Genomic DNA, 14,943 nt, shown 5'->3' on the forward strand with positions numbered 1-14,943 from the left:
ATCACCGGAAAAATAAGTAGTACATCGGCACACTATCGAGTTCTCACACAACACGCGCACACCCGGACAACCGGACCACTCCGGCGCCCCAGGCAGCAAGAGAAGATTCTAACCACACCCGCCGCAACCAGTCAAACCGGCTCCGGACCAGCGGTGAATCCTCCCCCGTCGGCGTCGGCCTCCTCCGCGTCCCGCTCGGGGACCCGGCGGCTCGGCCGCGCTGACTGCGATTACTCTAGCCACAACCCGTGGACAACACAAAACCCGAGGCCACCGCGGCTTTTTCGCCCCGCGACGGCCTCGGGCCGGCTCCCCGGCTCAGCCGGCGAAGCGCACCCCGCCGAAGTTCTTCTTGCCCCGGCGCAGCACCAGCCAGCGGCCGTGCAGCAGGTCCCCCTCCCCGGGCTCCCAGGCCTCGTCGGTGATCCGCTCGTTGTTCGCGTAGGCCCCGCCCTCCTTGATGGTGCGCCGGGCCTCCCCCTTGGACTTCGCCAGCCCGGAGGCGATGAGCAGGTCCACGATGGTGCGCGGCTGCCCGGCGGCGATGTCGGCGACCGTTCCCCCGGTGGTCTCGGTCACCGCGGCGGCCAGGGTGGGCTCGTCGAGCTCGCGCAACTCCCCGCGGCCGAACAGCGCCGCGGCGGCGGCCTCCACCGCCTGGCGCGCCTCGACCCCGTGCACCAGGTCGGTGAGCTCCCGGGCCAGCCGCCGCTGCGCCTCGCGCTTGAAGGGGCGTTCGGCGACGGCCTCCTCGTAGCCGGCGATCTCCTCCCGGTCCAGGAAGGTGAACCACTTCAGGTAGTCGATGACCACCGCGTCCCCCGCGTTGACGAAGTACTGGTACCAGGCGTAGGGGCTGGTCAGCTCCGGGTCCAGCCACAGCTTGCCGCCTCCGGTGGACTTGCCGAACTTCTTGCCCTCGGCGTCGGTGACCAGGGGCACGGTCAACCCGTGCACCCGCTCCCCGTCCAGGCGGCGGTTCAGATCCACCCCGGAGACGATGTTGCCCCACTGGTCGGAGCCGCCGATCTGCAGCCGGCAGTCGTGCTCGCGGCGGAGCTGCACGAAGTCGTTGGCCTGCAGCAGCATGTAGGAGAACTCCGTGTAGGAGATGCCGTCGCCCTCCAGGCGGCGCTTCACGGTCTCCCGGTCCAGCATCATGTTCAGCGGGAAGTTCTTGCCGAGATCGCGGAGGAACTCGATGACGCTCATCCGCATGGTCCAGTCCGCGTTGTTGACCAGCAGCCCCCGGCCCTCGGAGAAGTCGATGAACCGGGCCAGCTGGACCTTGATCTTGGCGACGTTCGCCGCGGCCTGCTCATCGGTGAGCATGGAGCGCTCCCCGACGTCGCGGGGATCGCCGATCATCCCGGTGGCGCCGCCGGCCACCGCGATCGGGCGGTGGCCCGCCTCCTGGAGGCGCTTGAGCATCACCAGGGGCACCAGGTGCCCGGCGTGCAGCGAATCGGCGGTCGGGTCGAAGCCGACGTAGGCGGTGATCGGCCCGGCCTCGACCTCCTCGCGCAGCGCGTCGAGGTCCGTGGATTGCGCGATCAGCCCGCGCCACAGCAGTTCGTCGATGATGTTCGGGGTGCTCACCCGCACCATGCTAGCGCCCGCGGGGCTACTCCAGCCCGTCGGCCAGCGGATGCGCCCGGTAGCCGGAGACCCGCTCCCCGGCGACCCGCAGCCGCCAGGGCCGGGCGGAGGCGCGGCGCAGCCCCACCCGGGGCCCGGCGATGAGCTCGACCGGCGCCCCGGCGGGGCGCAGCCGGATCCGCGAATCCGGGTGCAGCAGATCCGTGCCGTAGTCGGCGAGGTCGATGCCCAGCGCGGCGGCGACGTTGCCGGGGCCGAGGGTGGCCCGGCGCAGCCGCGCCGGCGGGGCGTCCGCGTCCAGGCCGCGGCGGCGCAGCGCCGCCTCCCGGCCGGCGAGCAGGCGCACCGAGCGCAGCAGCACCCCGCCGCCGACGCCCTCCGGCCCGCAGGTGACGTTGGCGCAGCGGTGCAGCCCGTAGGAGCGGTAGACGTAGAGCCGGCCGGCGGGGCCGAACATCACCCGGTTGCGGTCGGTGGGCCCGGGCCAGGTGTGCGCCCCCGGGTCCGGCCAGGGCGACTCCGGCGGGCCGCCGTAGGCCTCCACCTCGGTGATCACCGCGCGCAGCCCCTCCGCCGGGATCTCCAGCACCGCCCCGGCCAGCGCCCGGGCGGCGGCCTCCGGATGCCCGGCGAGGCGCTCGCCAAGACCGGTCACGGCCAGTCGACCGCCTCATCGGGCAGCAGCACCGGGATGCCCCGGTCGATCCGGTAGGCGATGCCCAGCCGCGGGTTGACCAGCACCTGGTCGGCCTCGCGGTACTCCAGGGGGCCCCGGTCGCGGGGGCAGGCGAGGATCTCCAGCAGGTCGGGGTCGAGGCTCATGCCCACATCCTAATCGGCGCGCACCGGGGTGGCCGCCCAGGCCCGGCCGGTGGCCGCGGCCTCCCGGACCCGGGCGAGCTGCTCGGCGACCCGCTCGCCGGCGGTGCCGCCCCGGGTGTCCCGGGAGGCTACCGCGCCCTCCACGGTGAGCACCTCGCGCACCTCCGCGGTGAGCTCCGGGTGCACCCCGGCCAGCTCGGCGTCGGTGAGCCCGTCCAGGCCCACCCCGCGGGATTCGGCGATGCGCACGCACTGCCCGGAGGCCTCGTGGGCGACCCGGAAGGGCACCCCGCGGCGCACCAGCCATTCCGCGAGATCGGTGGCCAGGGTGTAGCCGGCCGGGGCGAGCTCCGCCATCCGCTCCTCGTGGAAGGTCAGGGTGGCCACCAGCCCGGTCATCGCGGGCAGCAGCAGCCGCAGCTGCGCCACCGAGTCGACGATCGGCTCCTTGTCCTCCTGCAGGTCCCGGTTGTAGGCCAGCGGCTGCGCCTTGAGGGTGGCCATCAGCCCGGCGAGGTTGCCGATGAGGCGCCCGGTTTTGCCGCGGGCCAGCTCCGCGACGTCCGGGTTCTTCTTCTGCGGCATGATCGAGGAGCCGGTGGACCAGGCGTCGGCGAGGGTGACGTAGCCGAACTCCGGGGTGGACCAGGCGATCACCTCCTCGGCGAGCCGGGACATGTCCACCGCGATCTGGGCGAGCACGTACGCCGCCTCCGCGGCGAAGTCCCGGGAGCTGGTCGCGTCGATGGAGTTGTCCGCGGCCGAATCGAAGCCCAGCTCCGCGGCGATCGCCTCCGGGTCCAGGTGCAGCGAGGACCCGGCCAGCGCCCCGGAGCCGTAGGGGCTCACCGCCAGCCGGCGGTCCAGATCCCGGATCCGGGCGATATCGCGCAGCAGCGGCTGGGCGTGCGCGAGCAGCTGGTGGGCGAGCAGCACCGGCTGCGCCGCCTGGAAGTGGGTCTTGCCCGGCATGATCGCCGCCGGATGGGCCGCGGCCTGCCCGGCCAGGGCGTCGACCAGGTCGAGCACCCCGTCGGCGACCTCGCGCACCGCGTCGCGCAGCCACATCCGGAACAGGGTGGCGACCTGGTCGTTGCGGGAGCGGCCGGCGCGCAGCCGGCCGCCGACCTCGGGGCCGACCCGGTCGATGAGCCCGCGTTCCATGGCACCGTGCACGTCCTCGTCGGCCGGCTCCGGGCCGAAGGCCCCGGAGGCGACGTCCGCGCCGAGGGCGTCCAGCCCGGCGAGCATGGTGGCGAAATCCTCCTCGGAGAGCAGCCCCCGGGCGTGCAGCACCCGCGCGTGCGCCTTGGAGGCGGCCACGTCATAGGGGGCGAGCACCCAGTCGAAGTGGGTGGACTTGCTCAACGCCGCCATCGCCTCCGCCGGTCCCCCGGCGAACCGGCCGCCCCACAGGGAGCCCTCGTTGGTGCCGTGCCGCTCAACGCTCATCTGCCTCGGTCCTCCTCGCCCGCTGTCCCGATCCGCCCGCTCAGAGCCCGAAGTCGCGCTTGGCGGCGATCTTGGAGCTCAGCCCGTGCAGCTCCACGAAACCGCGGGCCAGGGTCTGGTCGAAGGTGTCGCCCTCGTCGTAGGTGGCCAGGTTGAAGTCGTAGAGCGAGGAGGTGGAGCGCCGGCCGTTGACCCAGCAGGCCCCGCCGTGCATGACCATCCGGACATCGCCGCTGACATTGCGCTGGGTCTCCTCCACGAAGACGTCCAGGGCCCGCTTGAGCGGGGAGAACCACAGCCCGTCGTAGACCAGCTCCGCCCAGCGGCCCTCCACGGAGCGCTTGTAGCGGGCCAGCTCGCGCTCCACGGTGACGTCCTCCAGGCCCTGGTGCGCGGTGATGAGCGCGATGGCGCCGGGCGCCTCGTAGATCTCGCGGCTCTTGATGCCCACCAGCCGGTCCTCGACCATGTCCAGCCGGCCCACGCCCTGGGCGCCGGCGCGGCGGTTCATCTCCTCGATGATCTGCAGCATGCTCATCCGCTGGCCGTCGATGGCCACCGGCACCCCGTCCTCGAAGGTGACGATGACCTCGTCCGGGGAGGAGAAGTTCAGGGTGGGGTCCTCGGTGTAGGCGTAGACGTCCTTCGTCGGCGCGTTCCACAGATCCTCCAGGTAGCCGGTCTCGATGGCCCGGCCGAAGAGGTTCTGGTCGATGGAGAAGGGCGAGGACTTCGACTGCTCGATGGGCAGATCGTTCTTCTCCGCGAAGGCGATCGCCTTGTCCCGGGTCCAGGCGTAGTCGCGGGCCGGGGCGATGATCTTCAGATCCGGGGCGGTGTTGGCGAAGCCCACCTCGAAGCGGACCTGGTCATTGCCCTTGCCGGTGCAGCCGTGCGCGACGTGGGTGCCGCCGTGCTCCTTGGCGGCGGCGGCCATGTGCTTGACGATGAGCGGCCGGGACAGCGCGGAGACCAGCGGGTACTGCTTCATGTACAGCCCGTTGGCCTTGATCGCGGGCAGGCAGTACTCCTCGGCGAACTCGTCGCGGGCGTCGACGACCACGCTCTCCACGGCGCCGCAGTCCAGGGCGCGCCGGCGGATGGTCTCCAGGTCCTCGCCGCCCTGCCCGACGTCGATGGACACGGCGACGACCTCGGCGCCGGTCTCCTGCTTCATCCACTCGATGGCGACGGAGGTGTCCAGGCCGCCGGAGTAGGCGAGAATGACGCGATCGGTCATGGGGTGTTCTCCTTCATGGGCCCGCCGCGGTGGGCGGCGGTGGTTCGTGGTCGTTTCTGGTTGTCTGTGCGGGCTTCGCGCGGTGCGCGGGCGGCGCGGCGGCGCCGCCCAAGTCTACGTCCCGGCGCCGGGGGCCAGCCGCCGGGCCAGTTCGGCGCCGGTGACCGGCTCCCGGGCCAGGCACATGATGGTGTCGTCGCCGGCGATGGTGCCGGCGATCTCGGCCAGCCCGGCCCGGTCGATGGCCCCGGCGAGGTACTGGGCGGCCCCCGGCGGGGTGCGCAGCACCGCGATCGGCCCGGAGGCCTCGGCGCCGACGAGCAGCTCGTCGAGCACCCGGCGCATCCGGGTGACCGCGCCCCCGCCGCCGCCGGCGCCCTCCCCCTCGAGCCGGTAGCGGCCCGCCCCGGAGGCGTCGCGCACCTTGCGGGCGCCGAGCTCGTCGAGGTCCCGGCTGAGCGTCGCCTGGGCGATCTCGATGCCCTCGGCGGCGAGCAGCTCCATCAGCTGCACCTGGCTGGTGACCTCCTCGCGGGCCAGCAGATCGGCGATCCGGGCCTGCCGGGCGGCCCGGGAGCCGGCCGCGGCGGTCATCGCCGCGCCCCCTGCCCCTGGTGCTCGATGAGCCAGGCCAGCAGCGCCTTCTGGGCGTGCATCCGGTTCTCCGCCTCGTCGAAGACCACCGACTGCGCCCCGTCGATCACCTCGGCGGTGACCTCGTTGCCGCGGTAGGCGGGCAGGCAGTGCAGGAAGATCGCCTCCGGGTGGGCGGTGGCCATCAGCTCCGCGGTGACCCGGTAGGGCAGGAAGGGGGTGCGCCGGTCCAGGCCGTCGTCCTCCTGGCCCATGGACACCCAGGTGTCGGTGATCACCGCCTCCGCCCCGGCGACGCAGCCCGGATCGTCGGTGACCCGCACCCGTGCGCCGGTGGCCCCGGCGATGGCCTCGGCGCGGGTGACGAAGCGCGGGTCCGGCTGGAAGCCCTCCGGGGCGCAGATGGTGATGTCCATGCCCGCGGTGGCGAAGCCGAGCAGGTAGGAGTTGGCCATGTTGTTCGCCCCGTCGCCGAGGTACACCGCCCGGCGGCCGGCCAGGCCGGCCGCGCCGGCCTCGGGGCAGCGGTGCTCGATGATGGTCTGCAGATCGGCGAGGATCTGGCAGGGGTGCAGATCATCGGAGAGCGCGTTGACGATCGGCACCGTGGCGGTGGCGGCCATCTCCTCCAGGTTCGAGTGCGCGTAGGTGCGCCACACGATGGCGGAGGTGAACCGGGACAGCACCGCCCCGGTGTCGCCGTAGGTCTCCCCCTTGCCCATCTGGGAGCGGGAGGTGTCCACCACGATGGCGTTGCCGCCGAGGGCGGCGATCGCGGCGTCGAAGGAGAACCGGGTGCGGGTGGAGGTCTTGTCGAACAGCACCGCCACCGACTGCGGCCCGGCGAAGGTGCGCCGGGAGTACGGCGCCCGCTTGAGCTCCGCGGCCAGCGCCAGCACCTCGGCCTGCTCGGCGGGGCTCAGGTCGTCGTCGGCGAGGAAATGTCGGGTCATGACGTCGGGCTCCCGTCGTCGTGGGCGGCGGCCGCGTCGGCGAGGCAGGCCCCGATCCGGGCCACCGCCTCATCGGCCTCCGCGTCGGAAAGGGTCAGCGGCGGCACCAGGCGCAGCACATTGGCCTGGGGCGCGTTGAGGATGATGCCGCGGTCGTAGCCGGCGTCCACGGCACCCTTGGCCAGGGGGCCGTCGAGCACCACGCCGAGCATGAACCCGCGGCCGCGGACGTGGTCGACGTGGTCGAGGGCGGCGACCTTGCGGGCCAGCACCCGGCCCATCCGGGCCACCCGGTCCACCAGGCCCTCGGATTCGAGGGTGTCCAGCACCGCGAGGCCGGCGGCGCAGCACACCGGGTTGCCGCCGAAGGTGGTGCCGTGCGAGCCGGGGGTGAACAGCTTCGCGGCCGCGCCGCGGGCGACCACCGCGCCCAGCGGCAGCCCCCCGCCGAGGCCCTTGGCCAGGGTCATCACGTCCGGGACGATGCCGTCGTGCTGGTGCGCGAACCAGGCGCCGGTGCGGCCCACCCCGGTCTGCACCTCGTCGACGATGAGCAGCACCCCGTAGCGCTCGGTGAGCGCGCGCACCCGGGCGAAGTAGCCCTCCGGGGGCGCGACCACCCCGGTCTCGCCCTGGATCGGCTCCAGGATCACCGCGGCGGTGCCCAGGGGATCGGATTCGATGGTCTTGGTGAGGAAGTCGATGTCCCCGTAGGGCACGAACTCCACCCCGGCGGGCATCGGGTCGAAGGGGGCGCGCTTGTCGGGCTGCCCGGTCATCGCCAGGGCCCCCATGGTGCGGCCGTGGAAGCCGTGGTGGGCGGCGATGATCCGCCGCCGTCCGGTGAGCCGGGCCAGCTTGAAGGCGGCCTCGTTGGCCTCGGTGCCGGAGTTGCAGAACAGCACCCGGGTCTCCCCGGCGTCCCAGCCGGTGAGCCCCACCAGGCGGTCGGCCAGCCGCAGCGGCGGTTCGGCGCCGAAGATGTTGGACACGTGGCCGAGTTCGCCGATCTGGGCGCGCACCGCCTCGACCACCGCGGGGTGGCCGTGGCCGAGGGCGTTGACGGCGATGCCGGCGAGCATGTCGAGGTACTCGCGGCCCTCGGCGTCGACGAGGGTGGCCCCGCGGCCGGCGGTGAGCTCCACCCGGGGGGTGCCGTAGTTGTCCATCATCAGCGCCGCGTAGCGGTCGGCGAAAGCGGTCATGGGGTGCTCCTTCGCTCCGGCCCGGGGGCCGGGGTTGGTCTCGGGTGCGGCGGGTCTAGCGGGGCACGCGGAACACGGTGCCGCCGATGTCGTGGGCGAGGGCCGGGGACTCCTCGTCGGGCAGCACCATGGTGCCGATGCCGCCGGAGGTCATCAGCTCCAGCAGCACCGCATGGGCCACCCGGCCGTCGATCACGTGCGCGGCGTTGACCCCGGCCTCCACGGCGCGCAGGCAGGCCTCCATCTTCGGCACCATCCCGGAGTCCAGCCCGGGCAGCGCCTCGCGGAGGGCGTCGATGGAGATCCGGGAGACCAGGGACTCCCGGTTCGGCCAGTCGGTGTAGAGGCCCTCCACGTTGGTCAGCACCACCAGCCGCTCCGCGCCGATGGCGGTGGCCAGGGCGGAGGCGGCGGTGTCCGCGTTGATGTTGTAGACCTCCCCGTCGGCGCCGGGGGCGATGGTGGACACCACCGGGATCCGCCCGGATTCGATGAGGTCGAGCAGGGCGTCGGCGCGCACCCCGGTGATGTCGCCGACGAGGCCGATGTCGGTGGGCACCCCGCCGACGTCGACGAGGCGCTTCTCCGCCTGGAAGAGGCCGCCGTCCTCCCCGGAGGTGCCCACCGCGTAGGGCCCGTGCTCGTTGATGAGGCCCACCAGCTCCCGGCCGACCTGGCCGAAGAGCACCATCCGGACCACCTCCATCACCTCGGCGGTGGTGACCCGGAAACCGCCCCGGAACTCGCCCTCCATGCCCAGCCGGCGCAGCATCGCCGAGATCTGGGGGCCGCCGCCGTGCACCACCACCGGTTTCACGCCGACGGTGCGCAGGAAGACCATGTCCTTGGCGAAGGCGCGCTTGAGGTCCTCGTCGACCATGGCGTTGCCGCCGTACTTCACCACCACGATCCGGTCGCGGTAGTGCTGCAGCCAGGGCAGCGCCTCGGCGAGCACGTGGGCGCGCTGCCGGGCGGTGAGGTCCCCGGTGACCTCGGGGTCGATTTCGGGGGGTTGCACGGTCATGGGCCGGTGTCCTCCTGTGGTGGGGCGGGCTAGCTGGAGTAGGCGGAGTTGATGTGCACGTAGTCGTGGGAGAGGTCCGTGGTGCGGATGGTCGCCGAGGCCGCGTCGCCGGTGCCGAGGTCCACCTCCACGGTGATGTCCGGCCCGGAGAGGTCGACCTCCCGGGCGTCGGGGGTGCCGGCGGTGTCCGCGCACACCAGGTGGCCGTTGAAGCGCACCGAGATCCGCTCCGGGTCCATCGCCACCGGGGCGGTGCCGACGGCGGCGAGCACCCGGCCCCAGTTCGGGTCGGAGCCGAACATGGCGCATTTGAACAGGTTGTCCCGGCCGATCACCCGGGCGGCGGTGAGCGCCTGCTCCTCGCCGCCGGTGCCGCGCACCGTGATCGCGACGCGCTTGGTGACGCCCTCGGCGTCGGCCTGCATCTGCCGGGCGATGTCCTCGCAGGCGGCGCGCACCACGGCGTTGAACTCGGCCTGGTCGGGGGTGACCCCGGAGGCCCCGGAGGCCAGCAGCACCGCGGTGTCGTTGGTGGAGGTCGAGCCGTCCACGTCGAGCCGGTTGAAGGTGAGCTCGGCGGCGCCGGCGAGGGCCTCGTGGGCCATCGCCGGGGTGACCCGGGCGTCGGTGGTGATCACCGCGAGCATGGTGGCCATGGCGGGGCTGATCATGCCCACGCCCTTGCCCATGGCGCCGACGAGGTAGCCGGCGCCGGCGGCGACGGCCTGCTTGGGCACCAGGTCGGTGGTGCGGATCGCGTCGGCGGCGGCGTCCGCGCCGGACTGGTCCCCGGTGAGCCCGGCGACCAGGTCGTCCATCCCGCCGAGGAGCACGTCCATGGGCAGCCGGTCGCCGATGAGCCCGGTGGAGGCCACGCCCACCTCGTCGACGGCGAGGTCGAGCCGGTCGGCGACGGCCTCGCAGGTGGCCAGGGCGTCGGCGATCCCGGCGGCGCCGTTGCAGGCGTTGGCGTTGCCGGAGTTGAGCACCACCGCGCGCAGCCGGCCGTCGGCGACGTGGTCGCGCAGCACCACCACGGGGGCGGCCTGCACCCGGTTGAGGGTGAGCACCGCGGCGGCGGCGTGGTCGGGGCCGTCGTTGACGACCAGGGCCAGGTCCCGGTTGCCGGAGGCCTTGATCCCGGCGGTGGTGCCGGCGGCGCGGAAGCCGGCCGGGGCGGTGACGCCGGTGGGCCGGGCGTCGGCGGGGGTGGTTTCGTTCATGTCCTGGGGTGTCCCTCGGGTGGCGGTCGGGTGGTCGGTGGGCGGGTCTAGGGGGCGAGGCCGGCGCGGGGCAGCCCGGCGGTCTCGTCCAGGCCGAGCATGAGGTTCATGCACTGCACGGCGGCGCCGGCGGTGCCCTTGACCAGGTTGTCGATGGCGGAGGTGACGAGCAGCCGGCCGGCGCGCTCGTCGACCTCGACCTGCAGCTGCACCATGTTGGAGCCGACCACGGACTTGGTCTGCGGCTGCAGGCCCTCGGCGAGCAGCTGCACGAAGGGCTCCCCGGCGTAGTGCTCCGCGTAGGCGGCGCGGGCGGCGGCGGTGGTGGTCGCCGGGTCCGCCAGCGGTGCGGTGGCCACGGTGAGGATGCCGCGGGAGGTGGGCGCGAGCACCGGGGTGAAGCTCACCGAGAGCTCCCCGGCCCCGCCGAGGTTCTGCAGGAACTCGGCGGTGTGCCGGTGCCGGCCGGCGGTGTTGTAGGCGCGCAGGTTGCCCATCACCTCGGAGCCGAGCATCGGCACCGCGGCCTTCTTCCCGGCCCCGGAGGTGCCGGTGACGGAGACGATGGACCACTGCGGCTCCACCAGGCCGGCGGCGGTGGCGGGCAGGCAGGCGATGGTGCCGCCGGTGGGGAAGCAGCCGGGCACCGCGACGCGGCGGGAGGAGGCGATCGCCTCCCGGCCGCCGGGCAGTTCCGGGATCCCGTAGGTCCAGGAGCCGGCGTGCTCGGTGCCGTAGTAGCGGCGCCATTCCGCCGGGTCGGAGAGCCGGAAGTCCGCCCCGCAGTCCAGGATCGCCGGCGCGTCCGGGCCCTCGCCGAGGGCGGCGGCGATCTCCGCGGAGTGCCCGTGCGGCAGGCCGAGGAAGACCGCGTCATGGCCGGCGAGGTTCTCCGGGGTGGTCTCCTGGATCACCCGGTCGGCCAGGGGGGCCAGATGCGGCAGGATCTCGCCGACCGACCGCCCGGCGTTCGAGGCGGCGGTGAGCGCGCCGATGGCGAGCTCCCCGGAGGCGTACGCGGGGTGGTCGAGCAGGAGACGGAGCACCTCGGAACCGGCGTAGCCGCTGGCTCCGGCGATGGCCACTGAGTAAGTCATGCGACCATTCAAGGGCATTATTCAGTTGAACGCAAGTTATTCATCGTGCGTGTCCCCGGCCCCGGCTCACATCCGCGGCTGCGCCCCGTGCCGGGTGCGCGCCAGCTCCGCGGCGGCCAACCGGGCCGCGGAGGCCTCGTCCTCGGTCAGGGTGCGGTCCATCGCCCGGAAGCGCAGCGCGAAGGCCAGGGAGCGCCGGTCGGCGCCGAGGGCCTCGGAGCGGTACACGTCGAACAGGCGCACCTGCTCCAGCAGCTCGCCCGCGCCCTCGGCGATGGTGGCCTGCACCGCCGCCGCCGGCACCGCGTCGTCGACGACCAGCGCCAGATCCTGGTGCACCGCCGGGAAGGAGCTCAGCCGCGGGGCGGGCAGGCGCTCGGCCAGCGGCAGCGCGTCCAGGTCCAGCTCCATGGCGCAGGTGCGCTCGGGCAGGTTCGCCGCCCGGCACACCGCCGGGTGCAGCTCCCCGGCGTGGCCCACCACGGCCCCGGCCACCCGCAGCTCCGCGCAGCGGCCCGGATGCCAGGGCAGGTGCTCGGCGGCGGCGAGCTCCAGCTCCACCCCGGCGGCCCGGGCGACCACCCGGGCCGATTCGATGGCGTCGGCGGCGGTGTAGTCCCGGCCCGGTCCCCAGGGGGTGTCCAGCTCCACCCGGCCGCAGGCCACGGTGGCCACGTGCAGCGGCTGCGCGGGCAGCGAGTCGATCACCGCGGCGATCTCCTCGGCCGGGGGCCGGCCGGAGGTGTCCGGCATCGGGGAGCGGCCCGTGCCGCGGGCCAGGCTGACCTGGGCCAGCCCGTAGAGGGAGAGGTCCACCTGGCCGCGGGAGACGTTGCGGCGCAGCGACTCCAGCATCGCCGGCAGCAGGGTGGTGCCCAGCAGCGGCCGGTCCGCCTCCAGGGGGTTGACCACCCGCACCGCGGCGCGGCGCGGGTCATCGGCCGCCAGGCCCCAGGTGTCGAAGACGTCCGCGGCGGTGAAGGGGGTGGGGATGATCTCCAGGTAGCCGGCGTGCGCCAGCGCATGGCCGACCGCGCGCCGCCGGATCTGGCGCGGGGTGAGCCCGCGGCCGGCCGGGGCCACCGGCAGGGTCACCGGGATGTCCTCCAGGCCCTCCAGGCGCAGCACCTCCTCCACCAGGTCCGCGGGCATGGTGAGATCCGGCCGCCAGCTCGGCGGGGTGACGGTGAGCGGATCGTCCCCGGTCACCGCGCAGCCGACCTCGCGCAGCCGGGCGATGACGGTCTCCCGCGGGTAGTCCACCCCGGCGACCTCCCCGGGCCGGGTGGCGGCCATGGTGATGGCCCGCGGGGCGGGCGCCTCGCCGACCAGGGTGCGCCCGGGGTCGACCTCGCCGCCGCCGTATTCGGCGAGCAGCCGGCAGGCCAGATCCAGGGCGGGCTCCACCAGCGCCGGGTCCACCCCCCGCTCGAAGCGGCGGGAGGCCTCGGAGGAGAGCTTGTGCCGGCGGCCGGTGCGGAACACCCGCAGCGGCGACCAGGTCGCCGCCTCGAGCAGCACATCGGTGGTGCCCTCGCCGATTTCGGAGGTCAGCCCGCCCATCACCCCGGCCAGGGACTGGATCCCGGAGTCGTCGCAGATCACCACGTCCCCGGGGTCGAGCTCCCGCTCGACGTGATCGAGGGTGGTGAGCCGCTCCCCCGCCGCGGCGTTGCGCACCACCAGGCCGCCGGCGATGCGCGCCCCGTCGAAGGCGTGCATCGGCTGGCCGAGCAGCAGCATCACGTAGTTGGTGACGTCGGTGGGCAGGTTCACGCTGCGCTGCCCGGCCAGCTGCAGCCGACGGCGCAGCCACCAGGGGGCCCGGGCCGCCGGGTCCACCCCGCGCACCCGGCGCAGGCCGAAGCGCAGCGCATCGGTCTCCGGGCGCAGCTCCACGGGCAGGCACTCCCCCGAGGCCGCCAGCGGCTCGATCCCGGCCGGATCGGTGAAGGGCAGCTCGAAGGCGGAGGCGATCTCCCGGCCCAGCCCGCGCAGGGACAGCGCGTAGCCGCGGTCCGGGGTGACGTTGACCTCGAAGATCTCCTCGTCCAGGCCGAGCACCCCGCGGGCGTCGGCGCCGATCCCGGTCTCCGCCCCGGCCGCGGCGGCGTGGTCCAGGTCCGCCTGGTCGAGCACGATGATCCCGGGCGAGCTCTCCGCCAGGCCCAGCTCCGCCTCGGAGCACATCATCCCCTCGGAGACGTGCCCGTAGGTCTTCCGGGCGGAGATCGCGAAGCCCCCGGGCAGCTCCGCCCCGGGCAGCGCCACGGCGACGATGTCGCCGACGGCGAAGTTGCGGGCCCCGCAGATGATCCGCTGCGGCTGCTCGCCGCCGACGTCCACCGCGCAGTAGCGGATCGGCTTGCGGAAGCCGGTGAGCTCCTCGATCCCCTCGACCCGGCCGAGCACCAGCGGGCCGGTCACCGGCTCCAGCGGGGCGTGGCCCTCGGTCTCGAAGCCGACCCGGACGAAACCGGCGTCGAGTTCGGCGGGGGTGGGGGCGAATCCGGGCTCGGCGCCGGCCGCGGCGACCTCGGTGACCCAGGACTGGGGGATGATCATGGCGTGCGTTTCTCCTGTGCTGCGGTGGGGCTCGGGTGCGGGGCGGCGGCGGTCAGCCGGTGATGCCGAAGGGCTGGGTGAAGCGGACGTCGCCCTCGACCATGTCGCGCATGTCGGGCAGCCCGTTGCGGAACTGCAGGGTGCGCTCCAGGCCCATGCCGAAGGCGAAGCCGGAGTAGACCTCGGGGTCGACCCCGGCGGCGCGCAGCACATTGGGGTTGACCATCCCGCAGCCGCCCCATTCGATCCAGCCGGCGCCGCCCTTCTTGCCGGGGAACCACACGTCGACCTCCGCGGAGGGCTCGGTGAAGGGGAAGTAGTTGGTGCGCATCCGGGTGCGGGTGTCCGGGCCGAACAGCGCCTTGGCCATGTGGTCCAGGGTGCCGCGCAGATGCCCCATGGTCAGCCCGCGGTCCACCGCCAGGCCCTCCACCTGGTGGAACACCGGGGTGTGCGTGGCGTCGAGCTCATCGGTGCGGAAGGTCCGGCCCGGGCAGATCACGTAGATCGGCGGCTCCCGGTCCAGCATGGTGCGCACCTGCACCGGGGAGGTGTGCGTGCGCAGCACCTGCAGGCTGCCCTCGGGGGCGATGTGGAAGGTGTCCTGCAGGGTGCGCGCCGGATGGTCCGGCAGGAAGTTCAGCGCGTCGAAGTTGAAGTACTCGGCCTCCACCTCGGGGCCCTCGGCGACCTCCCAGCCCATGGCGGTGAAGATGTCCGCGATCCGCTCGGAGAGGATGGTGATGGGGTGCATCCCGCCGCGCTGGCCGCGGGTGGTGTCCACGGTGACGTCGATCCGCTCGGCCTCCAGCCGGCGGGCGTTCTCCTCGGCCTCCAGCTCCGCGCGCCGGGCGGCGTGCGCGGCCTCCACCCGCCCGCGGGCCTGGTTCACCCGGCGGCCGGCGTCCTTGCGCTCGGCCTTGGGCAGCGAGCCCAGCGCCCGGCGGGCCGCCGGGATGGGGGCCTCATCGCCGAGGTGGGCGCGCCGGGCCTCGGCGAGCCCGGCGAGATCGGCCGCGGCGGCGAAGGCCGCCAGGGCGGCGTCGGCCGCCGAGTCGAGCGCCTCGGCGGAGAGATCGGGGGTGCTGGGGTTGTCGCTCACGGTGCGGGGACCATCTTCCTCGTCGTCGATCGGGGCCGGGCGGTGCGCCGGGCCCGGTTGCGGACCG

The 14,943-nt window shown here is 73.8% G+C and carries 13 protein-coding genes; all 13 read right to left on the bottom strand.

The annotated features are described in order from the left end of the window. Window positions 1-318 precede the first annotated feature (318 nt). On the bottom strand, window positions 319-1,608 hold the full coding sequence (gene tyrS, locus CSPHI_RS06935) for a tyrosine--tRNA ligase (RefSeq protein WP_075692100.1): 1,290 nt from the start codon (window positions 1,606-1,608) through the stop codon (window positions 319-321). Between the two features lie 16 nt (window positions 1,609-1,624). Beyond that, window positions 1,625-2,254 carry a DNA-3-methyladenine glycosylase gene (locus tag CSPHI_RS06940; RefSeq protein WP_211274655.1) on the bottom strand — a complete coding sequence of 210 codons (630 nt, stop codon included), beginning with the start codon at window positions 2,252-2,254 and terminating at the stop codon, window positions 1,625-1,627. Beyond that, complete coding sequence (locus CSPHI_RS06945) at window positions 2,251-2,421, bottom strand: Trm112 family protein (protein ID WP_075692102.1); 171 nt, start codon at window positions 2,419-2,421, stop codon at window positions 2,251-2,253. Before CSPHI_RS06945 ends, CSPHI_RS06940 begins: the two co-directional genes overlap by 4 nt. 9 nt (window positions 2,422-2,430) lie before the next feature. Beyond that, a complete protein-coding gene (gene argH / locus CSPHI_RS06950; RefSeq protein WP_075692103.1) occupies window positions 2,431-3,873 on the bottom strand; it encodes an argininosuccinate lyase in 1,443 nt (480 codons plus the stop codon). A 40-nt stretch (window positions 3,874-3,913) separates the two neighbouring features. After that, window positions 3,914-5,113 carry an argininosuccinate synthase gene (locus tag CSPHI_RS06955; RefSeq protein WP_075692104.1) on the bottom strand — a complete coding sequence of 400 codons (1,200 nt, stop codon included), beginning with the start codon at window positions 5,111-5,113 and terminating at the stop codon, window positions 3,914-3,916. 114 nt (window positions 5,114-5,227) lie between these two features. Next, window positions 5,228-5,707 (bottom strand): arginine repressor, encoded by a 480-nt coding sequence (locus CSPHI_RS06960; protein WP_075692105.1) that lies wholly within the window; start codon window positions 5,705-5,707, stop codon window positions 5,228-5,230. Further along, entirely contained in the window at window positions 5,704-6,660 is a 957-nt protein-coding gene (gene argF, locus CSPHI_RS06965) for an ornithine carbamoyltransferase (protein WP_075692106.1), read from the bottom strand. Before argF ends, CSPHI_RS06960 begins: the two co-directional genes overlap by 4 nt. Beyond that, window positions 6,657-7,865: an acetylornithine transaminase gene (locus CSPHI_RS06970; protein ID WP_075692107.1), complete on the bottom strand. Its 1,209-nt coding sequence runs from the start codon at window positions 7,863-7,865 to the stop codon at window positions 6,657-6,659. The genes argF and CSPHI_RS06970 overlap by 4 nt, the downstream gene beginning before the upstream one ends. Before the next feature lie 55 nt (window positions 7,866-7,920). Continuing rightward, window positions 7,921-8,889: an acetylglutamate kinase gene (gene argB, locus CSPHI_RS06975; protein ID WP_075692108.1), complete on the bottom strand. Its 969-nt coding sequence runs from the start codon at window positions 8,887-8,889 to the stop codon at window positions 7,921-7,923. A gap of 29 nt (window positions 8,890-8,918) precedes the next feature. Next, window positions 8,919-10,112, bottom strand: a complete 1,194-nt coding sequence (gene argJ / locus CSPHI_RS06980) for a bifunctional glutamate N-acetyltransferase/amino-acid acetyltransferase ArgJ (RefSeq protein ID WP_075692109.1) — start codon at window positions 10,110-10,112, stop codon at window positions 8,919-8,921. 47 nt (window positions 10,113-10,159) lie between these two features. Then, a complete protein-coding gene (gene argC, locus CSPHI_RS06985; protein ID WP_075692110.1) occupies window positions 10,160-11,209 on the bottom strand; it encodes an N-acetyl-gamma-glutamyl-phosphate reductase in 1,050 nt (349 codons plus the stop codon). 66 nt (window positions 11,210-11,275) lie between these two features. Beyond that, on the bottom strand, window positions 11,276-13,774 hold the full coding sequence (pheT, locus tag CSPHI_RS06990; protein WP_075692111.1) for a phenylalanine--tRNA ligase subunit beta: 2,499 nt from the start codon (window positions 13,772-13,774) through the stop codon (window positions 11,276-11,278). A gap of 52 nt (window positions 13,775-13,826) precedes the next feature. Then, on the bottom strand, window positions 13,827-14,876 hold the full coding sequence (gene pheS, locus CSPHI_RS06995; RefSeq protein ID WP_075692112.1) for a phenylalanine--tRNA ligase subunit alpha: 1,050 nt from the start codon (window positions 14,874-14,876) through the stop codon (window positions 13,827-13,829). Between the last annotated feature and the right edge of the window lie 67 nt (window positions 14,877-14,943).

Origin of the sequence: Corynebacterium sphenisci DSM 44792, assembly GCF_001941505.1 — a bacterium.
Taxonomy (GTDB): domain Bacteria; phylum Actinomycetota; class Actinomycetes; order Mycobacteriales; family Mycobacteriaceae; genus Corynebacterium; species Corynebacterium sphenisci.